Origin of the sequence: Kocuria sp. CPCC 205263 (genome assembly GCF_040981075.1) — a bacterium.
Lineage (GTDB): Bacteria > Actinomycetota > Actinomycetes > Actinomycetales > Micrococcaceae > Kocuria > Kocuria rosea.
Window position 1 is genome coordinate 108358 of sequence record NZ_JAVKPV010000001.1, and the last position, 14841, is coordinate 123198.

At 74.4% G+C, this 14841-nt stretch carries 13 protein-coding genes; 2 read left to right on the top strand and 11 right to left on the bottom strand.

Annotated features, from left to right (window positions below; all coding sequences use genetic code 11):
• Positions 1-178: 178 nt before the first annotated feature.
• The 8 genes from RF647_RS00485 to RF647_RS00520 form a co-directional block, all read right to left on the bottom strand.
• A complete protein-coding gene (locus RF647_RS00485; RefSeq protein WP_133409250.1) occupies positions 179-616 on the bottom strand; it encodes a pyridoxamine 5'-phosphate oxidase family protein in 438 nt (145 codons plus the stop codon).
• Positions 617-676: 60 nt separating this feature from the next.
• Positions 677-2335, bottom strand: a complete 1659-nt coding sequence (locus tag RF647_RS00490; protein WP_368810022.1) for a methyltransferase — start codon at positions 2333-2335, stop codon at positions 677-679.
• Positions 2332-3348, bottom strand: coding sequence for a rhodanese-related sulfurtransferase (locus RF647_RS00495; protein WP_368810024.1), 1017 nt, complete (start codon positions 3346-3348; stop codon positions 2332-2334). The genes RF647_RS00490 and RF647_RS00495 overlap by 4 nt, the downstream gene beginning before the upstream one ends.
• A gap of 56 nt (positions 3349-3404) precedes the next feature.
• The gene (locus RF647_RS00500; protein WP_368810026.1) at positions 3405-3857 is read right to left on the bottom strand and encodes a pyridoxamine 5'-phosphate oxidase family protein; all 453 of its coding nucleotides are present in this window, start codon (positions 3855-3857) and stop codon (positions 3405-3407) included.
• 136 nt (positions 3858-3993) lie between these two features.
• Positions 3994-5391 carry an MFS transporter gene (locus RF647_RS00505; protein WP_284563433.1) on the bottom strand — a complete coding sequence of 466 codons (1398 nt, stop codon included), beginning with the start codon at positions 5389-5391 and terminating at the stop codon, positions 3994-3996.
• A 284-nt stretch (positions 5392-5675) separates the two neighbouring features.
• Complete coding sequence (galK, locus tag RF647_RS00510; protein ID WP_368810029.1) at positions 5676-6935, bottom strand: galactokinase; 1260 nt, start codon at positions 6933-6935, stop codon at positions 5676-5678.
• On the bottom strand, positions 6932-8074 hold the full coding sequence (galT, locus tag RF647_RS00515; protein ID WP_368810031.1) for a galactose-1-phosphate uridylyltransferase: 1143 nt from the start codon (positions 8072-8074) through the stop codon (positions 6932-6934). The genes galK and galT overlap by 4 nt, the downstream gene beginning before the upstream one ends.
• The gene (locus RF647_RS00520; protein ID WP_368810033.1) at positions 8071-8856 is read right to left on the bottom strand and encodes a DeoR/GlpR family DNA-binding transcription regulator; all 786 of its coding nucleotides are present in this window, start codon (positions 8854-8856) and stop codon (positions 8071-8073) included. Before RF647_RS00520 ends, galT begins: the two co-directional genes overlap by 4 nt.
• Positions 8857-9125: 269 nt before the next feature.
• Here RF647_RS00520 and RF647_RS00525 point away from each other — a divergent pair, with 269 nt between their 5' ends.
• Together RF647_RS00525 and RF647_RS00530 are read left to right on the top strand one after the other, a co-directional pair.
• Positions 9126-10925, top strand: a complete 1800-nt coding sequence (locus tag RF647_RS00525; RefSeq protein WP_368810035.1) for an alpha-glucosidase — start codon at positions 9126-9128, stop codon at positions 10923-10925.
• A gap of 165 nt (positions 10926-11090) precedes the next feature.
• On the top strand, positions 11091-13433 hold the full coding sequence (locus tag RF647_RS00530; protein ID WP_368810036.1) for a DEAD/DEAH box helicase: 2343 nt from the start codon (positions 11091-11093) through the stop codon (positions 13431-13433).
• A 4-nt stretch (positions 13434-13437) separates the two neighbouring features.
• Here RF647_RS00530 and RF647_RS00535 read toward each other — a convergent pair whose 3' ends face one another.
• The 3 genes from RF647_RS00535 to RF647_RS00545 form a co-directional block, all read right to left on the bottom strand.
• Positions 13438-13872 (bottom strand): Rv3654c family TadE-like protein, encoded by a 435-nt coding sequence (locus RF647_RS00535; protein ID WP_368810037.1) that lies wholly within the window; start codon positions 13870-13872, stop codon positions 13438-13440.
• Entirely contained in the window at positions 13856-14221 is a 366-nt protein-coding gene (locus tag RF647_RS00540) for a TadE family type IV pilus minor pilin (RefSeq protein ID WP_368810038.1), read from the bottom strand. The genes RF647_RS00535 and RF647_RS00540 overlap by 17 nt, the downstream gene beginning before the upstream one ends.
• A 304-nt stretch (positions 14222-14525) precedes the next feature.
• A complete protein-coding gene (locus RF647_RS00545) occupies positions 14526-14825 on the bottom strand; it encodes a DUF4244 domain-containing protein (RefSeq protein WP_368810039.1) in 300 nt (99 codons plus the stop codon).
• Between the last annotated feature and the right edge of the window lie 16 nt (positions 14826-14841).

Sequence of the window (14841 nt, forward strand, 5' to 3'; positions counted from 1 at the left end):
CGGTGCCGCGGGCCACGGCGCTGCTGGACGTCGGGTCGAACGGGCGGGCGTCGGCCCGCCGTTGCGCTCCACCATAACGCGTCACCGCCGTCAACCCCCGCGCGGCGGGGACCCGGAGGACATCGGCTTCCCCGGGCGGGTCGCGCGGGCCGCCCGGCCCGGGCGTCCCGGCCCGGCCTCAGGAGGGGTAGCGCTCGGGCTCGTCGCCGATCGTGAACTCGCGGCCCGTGGCGTGCTCCACGTCGATGACCACGAAGTTGTACTTCAGCGTGGGCGCCCACGGCTTGAGCGGCAGCTCCTCCGCGGCGTCGATCTCGGCGCGCGTCTCGAGCCGGCGGGCCCGGCCGTGGACCACCACGGAGCGCACGACGTGCTCCTCCGAGACCTCGTCGATCTCGAACGCCACCTGGTCGTTGACGATGAGGCTCGAGAGCTTGGAGCCCTGGGCCGTGCGGAAGTACAGCTTGCGCTGGTGGACCACGTAGTTCACCGGGAAGATGTCCACGAGACCGGCGGCCTCGACAGCCAGCCGGCCGAAGGGGTGCTGCTCGAGGAGCTGCCAGACGGTGTCCTTGTCAAGGGTCTTGATGGGGTTCAGATTGTCTCCGATGCTCATGCTCCCATCCTCCCACCCCCACGGTCGCGGCGTCGCATGCTCATCCGCCCACAACGGTGCTCAAGCGGCGGGCGGCACCGGCTCCTGCGGCACGAGGAAGCCGTCGAGCACGAGGTTCCGGACCTCCTCGGTCAGCCGCTGCCGCTCCTCGCCCGCCCAGTCCAGCAGGGCGGCGAGCGCCCCGAGGATCTGCCGGGCGCTCAGCTCGCCGTCGCAGGCCCCGGCGAAGCCCGCGGCCTCGCTCGAGAGCACCACGGTCCGGCGCAGCCCGGCCCCCTGCCGGAGCAGGATCACGCCGGGGTGCTCCGCGCCGGGGCGCTGGTGGCGCTCCTCGGTGACGTCCTCGGCGGCCACGAGGTGGGCGTCCAGCCAGTCCTGCGGGTGGGCCGCGAGCCAGTCGGCCCGTTCCCACGTGGCGGCGAGCGCGGGGGCGAGCGGCTGCTGGACCGGGTGGGGGACGTGCTCGAAGCGGCGGAGCGCGCCCCCGGGCCGGGTCCGGGACGGGCGGCGGAGGCGGATCATCCCGAAGCCCACGGCCTCGACGCCGCGGGCGGCGAAGTCGTCGAGATAGGCGCGGTAGGCGCGTTCGTAGTGCTCGAGGTCGCGGGACTCCGCCGCGTCCCGCAGCCACGTCTCGGCGTACTCCTCCGGGCCGGCCAGCTCCCGCTGGACGAACCACGCGTCGACGCCCTCGGACACCCACTGCTCGGGCCGCTGCGCCCAGCGCTCGGCGGCCGGGCGCGCGTCCCCGGGCGGCGGGGCGAGGACCTCCCAGTTGCCGAGCAGGTGGGCGGTGGCCCCGGGGGCCATGACCCCGGGCAGCTCCCGCACCAGGTCGGCCACGATCCGGTCCCCCGGCAGACCGCCGTCCCGGTAGGTGTAGCGGTCGAGAGGGGTCTCCCCGGCGGGTCGCGGGGTGATGACGAACGGCGGGTTGGACACCACGAGGTCGAACCGCTCACTGCGCACGGGCTCCAGGAGGGAGCCCGCCCGCAGGCTCACGCGGTCCTCGAGCCGGTCATGGTCGATCCCGAGCGCCTGCGCGTTGAGCAGCAGGTTGAACCGGGTGAAGCCCAGGGCCCGGTCCGAGACGTCGGTGGCGGTCACGTGCCCCGCGTGCGCGAGCAGGTGGAACGTCTGGATGCCGCACCCGGTCCCCAGGTCCAGCGCCCGGTCCACCCGGCGGCGGTCGGTCGTCTGGGCCAGCGTCAGGGAGGCCTGGCCGATGCCCAGCACGTGGTCGCGGCGCAGCACGCCGGGGCGCTGGGACTCCCCCAGGTCGCTCGCCACGTACAGCTCCGTCCCGTCGTCGGAGGCGTGGGGGCGCAGGTCCACGGTGGAGCGCAGCCCGCCCTCCGTCTCCTCGGCAAGTCCCAGGCCCACGAGCTGCTCCGGGCGCACCGGGGCGGGCGCGAGCGTCTCCGCGGGGACGGTGCGGCCGAGCAGGAAGAGCGAGACGACCCCGGCGAGGCCCCGGTCCGGGTGCCCGGGCGTGCGGAGGGCCGGCTCGAGGACCCGCAGCGCGGGCACCGCCTGGTCCCGTGCGAGCGCGTCCATGGCGGCCTCCCCCAGCAGCTCCGCCACGCGGTCGTGGGTGAAGCCCGTCCGGCGGAGGGCGTCGTGCAGCTCGGCCGGCGCCCGCGGGTCGTCGGAGGCGGGGGTCCCCGGGACCCGGGAGAAGGCCGGCGTCGCGGAGGGGCCGGGGGCGGCGGGGCTCATGCGGCGCCCGTCGGCACGGGCACGGGTGTCGTGGCGGTGCGGGAGGCGGCCGGGGTTCCGTCGCCGGGCAGGGATGCGGTGGCGGACGGGACGGCGACCGGGGCGCCGTCGTCGGCCCCGGGTGCCGTGGTGGTGCCGCACCCGGCCGGGCAGGTGAGCCGCGGCCGCTCCCCGAGGCAGGCCGGGCACGCGAGCACGAGGGCGCGGCAGGAGCCGTCCGCGCAGTTGACGAAGCGGTTCGCGGGGCCGGCGCACCGGTCGCAGCGCCCGATCGTGACCGCGGCCGGGGTGAACCGCACGTGCATGCGCCGGTCGAAGACGTACAGGGACCCCTCCCACAGCCCCCGGTCCCCGCGCTCGCGGCCGTACTCGGCGATGCCGCCGTCGAGCTGGTAGACCTCCTGGAAGCCGCGGTTGCGCATCAGTGCGGAGAGCACCTCGCAGCGGATCCCGCCGGTGCAGTAGGTGACCACGGGCCGGGTCTTGAGGTGGTCGTACTTCCCGGAGTCCAGCTCGGCCACGAAGTCGCGGGTGTGCGCCACGTCCGGGACCACGGCCCCGCGGAAGCGCCCGATCCGGGCCTCGTGGGCGTTGCGTCCGTCGAAGAACACGACGTCCTCGCCGCGGCGGGCCACGAGCTCGTCCACGGCGTCGGGCGCCAGCCGGGTGCCGCCGCCGACCACGCCGCGCTCGTCGACCTCGAGCTCGCCGGGCGCGCCGAAGGACACGAGCTCGTCCCGGACCTTGACCGACAGCCGCGGGAAGTCCTCGGCCGAGCCGTCCGACCACTTGAACACCGTGTCCCGGAGACCGGGGTGGGAGTGGGTGGCCCGGGCGTACTGCTTGAGCGCCCCGACCTCACCGCCCACGGTGGCGTTGAGCCCGTGCGGGGAGACGATGATCCGCCCGCGCAGGCCCAGCCCCTCGCACAGGGCGCGCTGCCAGAGCATCACGGCCGTGGGGTCGGGGAGCGGGGTGAAGACGTAGTGCAGGACGATCCGGTGCTGTGCCACGGGTCCAGGCTACAAGCGCGGCGGGGCGTCCGGCGCCGCGCGGGTCGGGCGCCGGGTCAGTGGCCCAGGTGGAACACGCGGCCGGTGACCTTCGTGGGGGCCACCTCCACGTACTCGAGCTTGGTGGTCCCGACCCACGGCCGCAGCGGCAGCTCGTCCACCCGGCCGGTCTCCTCCGGGTCGGTCAGCTGGCGGGCCGTGCCGCGCACGATCACGGACCAGGCCTCCCCGCCCTGCGCCTGGTCGACCTGCACGGCGACGTGCTCGTTGAGCACCAGGTGCAGCAGCTTGGTGCCCTTGGCCGTGCGGAAGTAGATCCGCCCGTCGTCGGCCACGAGGTTGATGGGGGTGATCTCGATCTCGTCGCCGTCCATGGTGGCGATCCGGCCGAAGCGTGCGCTGTAGAGGTGCTCCCAGCACTGCTCCGGGGTCAGCTCCGTGACCGGCGGCCGGTGCGCCCGGGCCTCCTTGTCGGGATTGTGCCCGGAGATGTTCATGGGGTTGCTCATGCGGTCATCCTGGCACGGGGCCTCCGCCGGCGTGACCCGTGTCATGTTCGTGACCGGAGCCCGGTCCGGGACGGGCGGACGCCCCGGCCGGGGTGACCGGCCGGGGCGTCCGCCCTCGTCAGCACTTCCGGAGCGCTCAGCGGCCGGAGGCGGTGCCCGCCCCCTGCAGCCTCTCCAGCTCGGCCGCCTCGGTGCGGGTGGTGTGCAGGTCGTCGATCTGGCCCAGGGTCCTGTCCTTGGTCTCCGTGGCCGTCAGGGCGGCGGCCACGGCGATCAGGCAGGCGCCGGTGACGAACCCCGCCACGCCCAGCCAGTTGTCCCCCTCGGCCCCGGCCAGGGAGCTGGCCAGGACGGGGGCGAAACCGCCGGAGATCGCGAAGCCGATCTGGGTGCCCAGAGCCAGCCCCGTCACGCGCACCCGGGTGGGGAACATCTCCGCGTAGAAGGAGGGCCAGATGCCGTTGGACATGGAGTAGAAGAAGCCGGACATGACGGCGCCGAGGAGGAAGATCAGCGTCCAGTTCCCGGCGTGGACGGCCGCCAGGTAGGGATACATCATCGCGGCCGCGCCGGCCGCCCCGGTGATGAACACCGGCTTGCGCCCGACCCGGTCGGCGACCGTGGCCGCCACGGGGATCACGAGCAGGGCCACGGCGTTGGCGATGACGGAGACCCAGAGCATGGTCGAGCGGTCCAGGCCCACCACGGAGGTGGCGAACGACAGCGACCACACCAGGAAGACCACGTTGACGGTGTTGATCATCGCGGCCGCGGCCACGCGCAGCACCGCGGTCTTGTGGTGCTTGAACATCAGGGCGAGAGGGGTGGCCGGCTTCTCGCCGGGCAGCACGGCCCGGGCCTGCTCGAAGGCGGGCGGCTCCTCCAGATGGCGGCGGATCAGATAGGCCACGACCACCACGACGGCGGAGAGCCAGAACGGGACCCGCCAGCCCCAGCTGAACAGCTGCTCCTCGGTGAGCACGAGCGTGAAGGGGATGAAGACGGCGGTGGCGAGGAGGGTGCCGAACTGGGTGCCCTGCAGCGTCCAACTCGTGGTGAAGGCCCGCCGGTGCTCCTCGGAGTGCTCCAGGGAGACCGAGATCGCGCTGGCCTGCTCGCCGGAGGCCGACAGCCCCTGGATGACGCGGCAGGTCACCAGCAGGGCCGGGGCCAGCAGGCCGGCCTGGTCGTAGGTCGGCAGGCAGCCGACGGCGAACGTGCCGGCACCCATCATGAACAGGGTCAGCATCAGCACGAACTTGCGCCCGAACCGGTCTCCGAGGGGGCCCATGATGAGGGCCCCCAGGGGGCGGACGACATAGGCGACGCCCACGGTGCCCATCGACAGCAGGATCGCCACCCCGGGGGACGTGTCGGCCGGGAAGAACAGGTGGTTGAGCACCAGGGCGGCGGCCGTCCCGTAGACGGCGAAGTCGTAGTACTCCAGCGCGGAGCCGATCCAGCTGGCCAGGGCCGCCTTCTTCGGGGTCTTGCCGTGGGTCGCGGCCGCGGCCGGTGGAGGAGCGTTGTGCATGGGAGGTCCTTCGCTGAGTGCACCCCGGACGGCGGGGGGCACGGGACGTGAGCGGAGCTGGAGAGAGGTGCACCGGCGGGTGGACGGGTTCGCGAGGAGCTCGGCCGGCCGGGCTGTTGCCATATGCTGGCAACTGTGTTTATATCTTGAACACAAGGATGATCCGGATCACACTGCACGTCAAGAGTGCGCACTGCGATGACGCCGGCCCCGGGCCCACCGGGCCCGGGGCCGAGGAGCGGTGGCGCGGTGCCACCGACGTCGTCCTGCGGAGGATCCGCGCCTCACCGCACCCGGCCGGCGCCCTCCCCCGGCACGACGACGAAGACGTCCGGCGCCCGGTACCCCCGGTCCGCGAAGGCCTCGGCGACCGCGTTCCCGACCTGCTCCGCCCGCGCCGCGGGCACGAGGGCGATCGCGGAGCCCCCGAAGCCTCCGCCGGTCATCCGCGCACCGGCGGCCCCGGCGGCCAGGGCGGTGTCGACGGCGAGGTCGAGCTCGGGGCAGGAGATCTCGTAGTCGTCCCGCATCGAGGCGTGGGAGGCGACCAGCAGCTCCCCGATGCCCCGGACGTCCCCGGCCCGCAGCCGCCGGACCGTCTCCAGGACCCGGCGGTTCTCGCTGAGCACGTGCCGGACCCGGCGGGCGGTCTCCTCGTCCAGTCCGCTCAGGTCGGTCCCGTCCGGGACGTCGCGCAGGGAGGCCGCCCCGAGGGCGGCGGCCCCGCGCTCGCAGGAGGCGCGCCGGGCGGCGTAGCCACCGTCGGCGTGGGAGTGGGCGACCTTCGTGTCGACCACCAGGACGGCGAGCCCGTGCCGGGCCACCGGCAGCGGCACGAGCTCGGCCTCCTGGGTGCGGCAGTCCAGGAACAGCGCCGCGCCGGCCCGGCCGCGCAGGGAGGCCGACTGGTCCATGATCCCGGTCGGGGCGCCGACGAACTCGTTCTCCGCCCGCTGCGTCAGCCGCGCCATCGCCGGCCGGTCCAGCTCCAGCCCGAGCAGGTCGTTCAGGGCCACGATCGTGGCGACCTCCACGGCGTGCGAGGAGGACAGGCCCGCACCCACGGGGACGGTCGAATCCAGCAGCAGCTCGAACCCGGGCACCTCCACCCCGTCGAGGCCGGCGAGCACGTGCACCACGCCGGCCGGATAGGCCCCCCAGCCGCCGACCACCCCGGGGGCGAGCCCGGGGATCCGGAACCGGGCCCGGGACAGCCCCCCGCCGTCGGGGGCGTACGTGGAGGCCAGGTCGACGACGTCGTGCCCGGTCGCGTCCTCGCCCTGCCCGGTTTGCCGCCCCTGCTCGACGTCCCGGCGCAGCCGTACGGCGACCATCGCCGAGCGGTCGATGGCGAAGGGCAGCACGAAGCCGTCGTTGTAGTCGGTGTGCTCCCCGATGAGGTTCACCCGCCCCGGGGCACGCCACACCCCGTCCGGGGCGTGCCCGTAGACCTCGGCGAACCGGCGGGAGAGCTCCTCCGCCCGGGCGGCGTCGTCCTGACCTGTCTGCCGAGCGGCCTGCTGGGGGGTGTGCTGTCCGGTCATCGTGCGGCCTCCCTCAGGCGTGCGGCGGTCTGCTCCGCGGTGACGTCGTTGATGAACGCCCCCATGGCGGCCTCGGAGCCGGCCAGGAACTTCAGCTTGTCCTCGGCCCGCCGGGGGCTGGTCAGCTGCAGGTGCAGCCAGCCGGCCTCCCGGTCCGCCGCGTCCACGGGGGTCTGGTGCCAGGCGGCGATGTAGGGGGTCGGCGTGTCGTAGAGCCGGTCCACGCGCTGGACCAGGTCCTGGTACACCACCGCCAGTTCGTCCCGCTCGGCCCCGGTCAGCGCGGCCAGGTCCGGGACGCGGCGGTGCGGGACCAGGTGGACCTCCAGCGGCCACCGCGCGGCGTAGGGCACATAGGCCGAGAAGTGCTCGCCCGCCAGCACCATCCGGTCCCCGGCGGCGGTCTCGTCGGCCAGGACCTCGCCCATCAGGGTCCGCCCCGTGGCCTCGAGGTGCGCCCGCGAGCGGGCCGCGAGACGGGCCGCGTGCGGAGCCGGATAGGGGTAGGCGTAGATCTGCCCGTGCGGGTGGTGCAGGGTCACCCCGATCTGCTCGCCCCGGTTCTCGAACGGGAACACGTGCCGGACGCCGGCCATGGCCGAGAGCGCCTCGGTGCGCTGGGCCCAGGCCTCCACCACGGTGCGCGCCCGCTCGGAGGACAGGGACGCGAAGGAGCCCTGGTGCTCCGGGGTGAACACCACCACCTCGCACCGCCCCACGGCCGGGGACCGGACGCCCCACAGGGACCGCTCCCCCACCTGCTGCGGGTCCGGCAGCTCGGCCAGCTCCGGGCCCAGCGAGGGGAAGCGGTTCTCGAAGACGACGACGTCGAAGTCCTCCGCCGGGATCTCCGACTCGCGCCCAGCCACGCTCGGGCACAGCGGGCACTGGTCGGCCGGGGGCAGGTAGGTGCGCGCCTGCCGGTGGGCGGCCACCGCCACCCACTCCCCCGTCAGCCGGTCGAAGCGCACCTCACCGCCGCCGGAGCGGGCGTCCAGGGGCCGGCGGTCCACCACGTGCTCCACGGGAGGGGCGCCGCGGTCGGAGAAGAACACGGCTTCCCGCCCGTCGGCGAGGTGGTGGGTCCGGTGCGCGATCAGCGGCGCGGCGGCGCGCTCGGCGGGGGCGGGAGAGGTCATCGGACGGGCTCCAGTCGCAGGTCGGGGACGTGCTGGCTCAGGGTCTCGCGGTCGGCGGCGTCCAGACCGTCGTCGGTCACGACAGTGTCCACCTCGTCGAGACCGGCGATGCGGTGGAGCCCGGACAGGCCCCACTTCGTGGAGTCGGCCAGCACCACACTGCGGTCGCAGCGCTCCAGGAAGAGGCGGTTGATCTCGGCCTCCATCATGTTCGGAGTGGTCAGCCCGTCGCGCTGGGACAGCCCGTGCACGCCCAGGAAGGCCAGGTCCACGTGCAGGGTGCGCAGGGCCGCGGTGGCCAGCGGGCCCACCAGGGCGTCCGAGGGGGTGCGCACCCCGCCCAGCAGGACCACCGCCTGTCCCGTGGCGGGCGCGTCCTGGAGCACGTCGGCGATCCGCGGGGAGTTCGTCACCACCGTGATGTCGCTGACGCGGCGCAGGGCGCGGGCCAGCGCGAAGGTGGTGGTCCCGGAGTTCAGCGAGACGGACATGCCCGGCCGCACCATCGCCTCGGCGGCGGCGGCGATGGCCGCCTTCTCCGGCAGCTGCAGCTCGGACTTGTGCGTGAATCCGGGCTCGGCCGCGGAGGATCCCGCCGACAGCTTCGCCCCGCCGTGGACCTTCTGCAGCTCCCCGTCCCGGGCCAGCCGGTCCAGGTCCCGGCGCACCGTCATGTCGGACACGCCCAGCTCGGCGGCCAGGTCCGCGACCCGCACCGCACCGGCGGCGCGCACGCGGTCGAGGATCTCCCGCCGTCGGCGGTCGGGGAGCATCTCGGACATCCGTTCTCCAGGTTCGTCGAGCCGTCCGTGCGGTGCGGTGCCTCGTCGTATGCGGACCGACGCCACCCCCCCCCGGTGTTTACTCGAACATACCACTCGTGCATTTGTGTTGCTTCTTGTTCGGGCTCGGCTGTGTCGCCGACGCACCCCGTTCGATCAGACTGATCTGGTATCGAGACCGGTCGCGGCTGCGCGACGACGCCGCCACGCCGGGGTGCCGTTGCCTGCCGACGGGCGGTCGTCAGTGGCGTCACCCGAGGAGCAGTCGAATGAGCACCCGCACCCAGCAGCAGGACATCACCGCCCAGCGGCCCGGCACCGGCAGCGGCGCCGGGGACACCCCGGCGTGGTGGACCGACGCGGTCGTCTACCAGATCTACCCCCGCTCCTTCGCGGACTCCGACGGCGACGGGATCGGCGACCTCAGCGGCATCATCGCCCACCTCGACCACCTGCAGGACCTGGGCGTGGACGTCGTCTGGCTGTCCCCGATCTACTCGTCCCCGCAGGACGACAACGGCTACGACATCAGCGACTACCAGGACATCGACCCGGTCTTCGGCACCCTCGAGCAGTTCGACGAGCTGCTCGGGGCGGTGCACGCCCGCGGCATGAAACTGGTGATGGACCTCGTGGTGAACCACACCTCCGACGAGCACCCATGGTTCGTCGAGTCCCGGTCCTCCCCGGACTCCCCCAAGCGGGACTGGTACTGGTGGCGGGCCCCGCGCCGGGGCATGGAGCCCGGCGCCCCGGGCGCGGAGCCGACGAACTGGCAGAGCGCCTTCTCGGGCTCGACCTGGGAGTACGACGAGGCCTCGGGCGAGTACTACCTGCACCTGTTCTCGCGGAAGCAGCCGGACCTCAACTGGGAGAACCCCGAGGTGCGGCAGGCCGTCCACGCCATGATGCGCTGGTGGCTGGACCGCGGCGTGGACGGCTTCCGCATGGACGTCATCAACATGATCAGCAAGGACGTCGCCGAGGACGGCCACCTGCACGACGGGCCCCCGGTGGACGGGACGCCCTGGGGCGACGGGTCGGCGTCCTTCCTCTGCGGTCCCCGGATCCACGAGTTCCTCCAGGAGATGAACCGCGAGGTCTTCGCCGGCCGGGACGCCGAGCTCATCACGGTGGGCGAGATGCCCGGCGTCACCGTGGAGCAGGCCCGGCTCTTCACCGATCCGGCCCGCGCCGAGGTGGACATGGTCTTCCAGTTCGAGCATGTGGGCCTCGACCACGGCCCCGGCGGGAAGTTCGACCCCGAGCCGCTGCGCCTGACGGACCTGAAGGCCTCGCTGGGCCGCTGGCAGGAGGGCCTGGAGGAGGTCGGCTGGAACTCCCTGTACTGGAACAACCACGACCAGCCCCGCGCGGTCTCCCGCTTCGGCGACGACAGCCCCGAGCACCGGGTGGCCTCCGCGACCTGCCTGGCCACCCTGCTGCACCTGCACCGCGGCACACCCTACGTGTACCAGGGCGAGGAGCTGGGCATGACCAACGCACCGTTCGAGACGATCGAGGACTTCCGCGACATCGAGTCGGTCAACCACTACCGCCACGCCGTGGCCGCCGGCGCGGACCTCGCCGGGGTGCTGCGCGGACTGCGCTGGTCGAGCCGGGACAACGCCCGCACCCCGGTCCAGTGGACCGCGGGCGCGAACGCCGGATTCACCACCGGCACCCCGTGGATCGCGGTCAACCCCAACCACGACGAGGTCAACGCCGAGACCGCCCGGGCCGACGAGCACTCGGTGTTCCACCACTACCGGCGTCTCATCGAGCTGCGGCACACCGAGCCCGTAGTCGCCCTGGGCGACTTCACCATGCTGGCCCCCCACCACGAGCAGCTCTACGCCTTCACCCGGCGGCTCGAGGACGTCGAGCTGCTGGTGCTCGCCAACGTCTCGGGCGAGGAGGTCCGCGCCGACCTGCGCGAGGGCTGGGCCGGCGCCGAGCTGCTGATCGGCAACCGCACCGACGGCGTGGTCCCCGGCGACGAGGGGCTGCTGCGGCCGTGGGAGGCCCGCGTGCACCGGCGGACCCGGGGCGCGGGGACGCAGGGCTGAGACGCGCCGAAGCGGCAGGGCGCCACCGTGCAGCGGCGCCGCACGGAGCCGCCGGGGCAGCACTGCGCGCCGATGCCCTGGCGGCTCCCGGCGGCCGCCCCGCCGGTGGGGCCGCCGGTGGGGCCGCCGGTGGGGCCGCCGGGGCGGCGGTGGCACAATGAACCGGTGCCGTCCTCCGACCACGTCTCCCTGATCCCCCTGCTCGGCCGCGGCGACGCGCCGGAGCAGGTGCGGCACGTCCGGGAGATCCCCGACCGGGACGCCGTGACGGTCCCCTGGCCCGAGCACCTGCACCCGGACGTGGTCGCGTCCTGGGAACGGCTGGGCGTGCACGCGCCGTACCTGCACCAGGTCCAGGCGGTGCTGGCCCCCCGGCACGTGGTGGTCGCCACGGGGACCGCGTCCGGGAAGTCCCTCGCCTACCAGGCGCCCGTGGCCGACGCCGTGCACCGCGGCCGGCTCGCGGCGCTGGCGAACCCGGGCATGATCCACCACCCGGACGAGGCCACAGCCCTCTACCTCTCCCCCACCAAGGCCCTGGCCGCCGACCAGCTCAAGGGCCTGGACGCCCTCGGCCTGCCGACCCTGCGTGCCGCGACCTACGACGGTGACACCGAACCCGCGGAGCGCCGGTGGGTCCGGGACCACGCCGACGTGGTGCTGTGCAACCCGGACATGCTGCACTACGGGGTGCTGCCCAACCACGCGCGCTGGTCCCGGTTCTTCCGCCGCCTGAAGTACGTCGTGGTGGACGAGGCCCACTCCTACCGGGGTGTCTTCGGCTCGCACGTGGCCAACCTCATGCGGCGACTGCGCCGGATCTGCCGTCTCTACGGCGCGGACCCCGTCTTCATCGGGGCGTCCGCGACCTCCTTCGAGCCGCACGCCTCCTTCGCCCGCCTCGTCGGCGTCCCCGAGGCCGAGGTGACGCCGGTGACCACGGACTTCTCCCCGCACGGACCGGTCACCGTGGTGCTCTGGGAGCCGGAGCAGACCGACGGCGGCGGCGAGAACGACGCCCCGGTGCGGCGCACCGCCCTGGCCGAGACCGCCGACATGCTCACCGACCTGGTGCTCCGCCAGGTCCGCACCATCGCGTTCATCAAGTCCCGCCGCGGCGCGGAGACGATCGCCCAGATCGCCCACCGGCAGCTGGAGGAGGTCGATCCCTCGCTGGCCCACCGGGTGGCGGCCTACCGCTCCGGGTTCCTCCCCGAGGAGCGCCGGGAGCTCGAGGAGGCGCTGCGGGACGGGCGGCTGCTCGGGATCGCGAGCACGTCCGCGCTCGAGCTCGGCATCGACGTGGCCGGGCTGGACGCCGTGGTCGTGGCCGGGTGGCCCGGCACCCGGGCGTCGTTCTTCCAGCAGATCGGCCGGGCGGGCCGGGCCGGGCAGGAGGCCCTGGCCGCCTTCGTGGCCGGCGACGACCCCCTCGACACGTACCTCGTGAACCATCCGGAGGCGATCTTCGACGTCGACGTCGAGGCCACGGTGTTCGACCCTTCCAACCCCTACGTGCTGGCCCCGCACCTGTGCGCGGCCGCGGCCGAGCAGCCGCTGCGCGCGGAGGAGATCGACAGCTTCGGGCCCACCGCGCCGGAGGTGCTCGGCTCGCTCGTGGCGAGCGGGCACCTGCGCCGCCGGCCGAACGGCTGGTTCTGGACGCATCCCCAGTCCGCGGCCGGGATGGTGTCGCTGCGCTCGGACGGCGGTGGGCCGATCCGGATCATCGAGACGGACACCGGCGCGGTGCTCGGCACGATGGACTCCCCCCAGTCCCACTACCAGGCCCATCCGGGGGCCGTGTACGTGCACCAGGGCCGGACCTACATCGTGGACGAGCTCGACGAGGCGGGCTCGGTGGCCGCCGTGACGCGGGCGAACCCCGACTTCTACACCACCGCGCGGGACATCACGCAGGTGAGCGTGGTCGCCGAGGAGCGCTCGGAGCGCTGGGGGCCGGTGACCGTCCACTTCGGCCAGGTGCAGGTCACCACGAAGGTGGTCTCGTTCCAGCGCAAGGCCGTGATCTCCAACGAGGTGCTGGGCGAGGAGCCCCTCGACCTCGCGGCCCGCGACCTGTTCACGAAGTCCGTGTGGTTCACCGTGCCGGGCCCCGTGCTGACCGGCGCGGGGATCGAGGAGCCCGACGTCCCCGGGGCGCTGCACGCGGCCGAGCACGCCGCGATCGGCCTGCTGCCGCTCGTGGCCTCGTGCGACCGCTGGGACGTGGGCGGGCTCTCGACCGCGCTGCACGCCGACACGGAGCTGCCCACGGTGTTCGTCTACGACGGCCACCCGGGCGGGGCGGGGTTCGCGGAGCGCGGCTACGCCACGGCGGTCGCGTGGCTGGGCGCCACCCGGGAGGCGATCTCCTCGTGCGAGTGCGAGCACGGGTGCCCGTCCTGCGTGCAGTCGCCGAAGTGCGGCAACCGCAACAACCCGCTGGACAAGGCCGGCGCCGTGCGGCTGATCGACGCGGTGCTGCGCGACGCCCCCCGCGCCTGAGTCCTCACGGCGCACGGGCGGCCTCCGGGGGCCCGGCCCGGGACACGCCGCGGGCGGCCCCGAAGCGGGCGAGCGGCTCGTCCAGGGCCACGCCGGTGCGCACGTCCACGACGACGCGCTCCGGCTCCACGAGCGCGCACCGCTCGATGCGCGCCCCGTTCTCCCGGGCCACGCGCTCGGCGGCGCCGCACGGGTCGCCGGCCACGAGGCCCCGGGCGGTGTCGGCGGCGGCGAGCGCCGCGAGGTCGGCGGCCTTGCCGGCACGGTGGGTCGCGATCCCCGCCTGGGCCAGCAGCAGCACGGCCACGAGCAGCACGCCGAGCACCAGGGTGAGCGTCAGCGCGTGCACGGTGCCGCTCCCCCGGTCGTCGTCGCGGTCCGGCCAGTGGTCCCGCCGCCCCGGGATGCCCGGCGCCACGATCTCAGCCACCGTGCCCATCGGCCGCTCCGGCCCCCTCCGTCTCGGCGGAGGCGTCCGCGCGCAGCTCCCAGCCGCCCCAGCTCCCGAGGATGCCGGGGGCGGGGCCGGTGACGGTGACCGTGGCCGTCCCCGCGTTCCCGCCCAGGCGGATCGCGGCGTCCTCCCCGGCCACGCGCAGCGCCGTGGAGCGGACCACGGCGGCGCTCTCGCCGCGGGCGGCGGCTCGGGCCGAGGCCCGCGCGGCCTCCTCGTAGCGGATCAGGGTCATCCCGGCCGCGGCGGCCGCGAGGAGCACGGCCAGGAGCAGCACGAGGGCGGGCAGCAGCACGGCCGTCTCGGCGGTGACGGCGCCGCGGTCCGACGGCACCGGCCGCGGCGCGGGTCGGGACCGGGGGCCGCGCGGCGACCACGGACGGAGGCGGGAACCGACACGCCACCGGGAAGCACGGGAACGGGGTAGGGACGGCCGACGAGACCGACCACGGGATGAGCATCGGGGGCGGTGGGCGGGCATGGTGGACTCCTCACGGGCAGGGCTCATGGCGACTCGGGCCGCTGGGACCGGCGGTCAGGTCCGACCGCCCGGGCCGGCGGCCAGGACGGACGGGAGGACGCTCCCGAAGGGTCCGCGGCGCCGGGGACGGCACCACGGACCCCGCGGGAGCAGCCGCTCAGACGCCGAGCGCCTTCTCGATGATCGCGGTCAGGAGCTCGCGCACCTGGCCGGAGGAGAGGACCGCGGCCATGACCCCGCCGAAGGCTGCGGCAGCGAGCACAACCATGGCGTACTCCACGGTGGTCGCGCCGAGGTCCGGGTCCCCCGCCCGGACGAGCGGGCGGGGCGGGACGCCGGTGGTCCGGCGGGCGGACGGTGCGACCGGGCGGTCCCCGGCTGCGACCTCCAAACCGGGCCCGGAGGGGTTGCGGCGCTTCCGGGCGGGACGGGAGGCGGTGATCTGGTGCTGGGACATGATGGTTCCTTTCGGT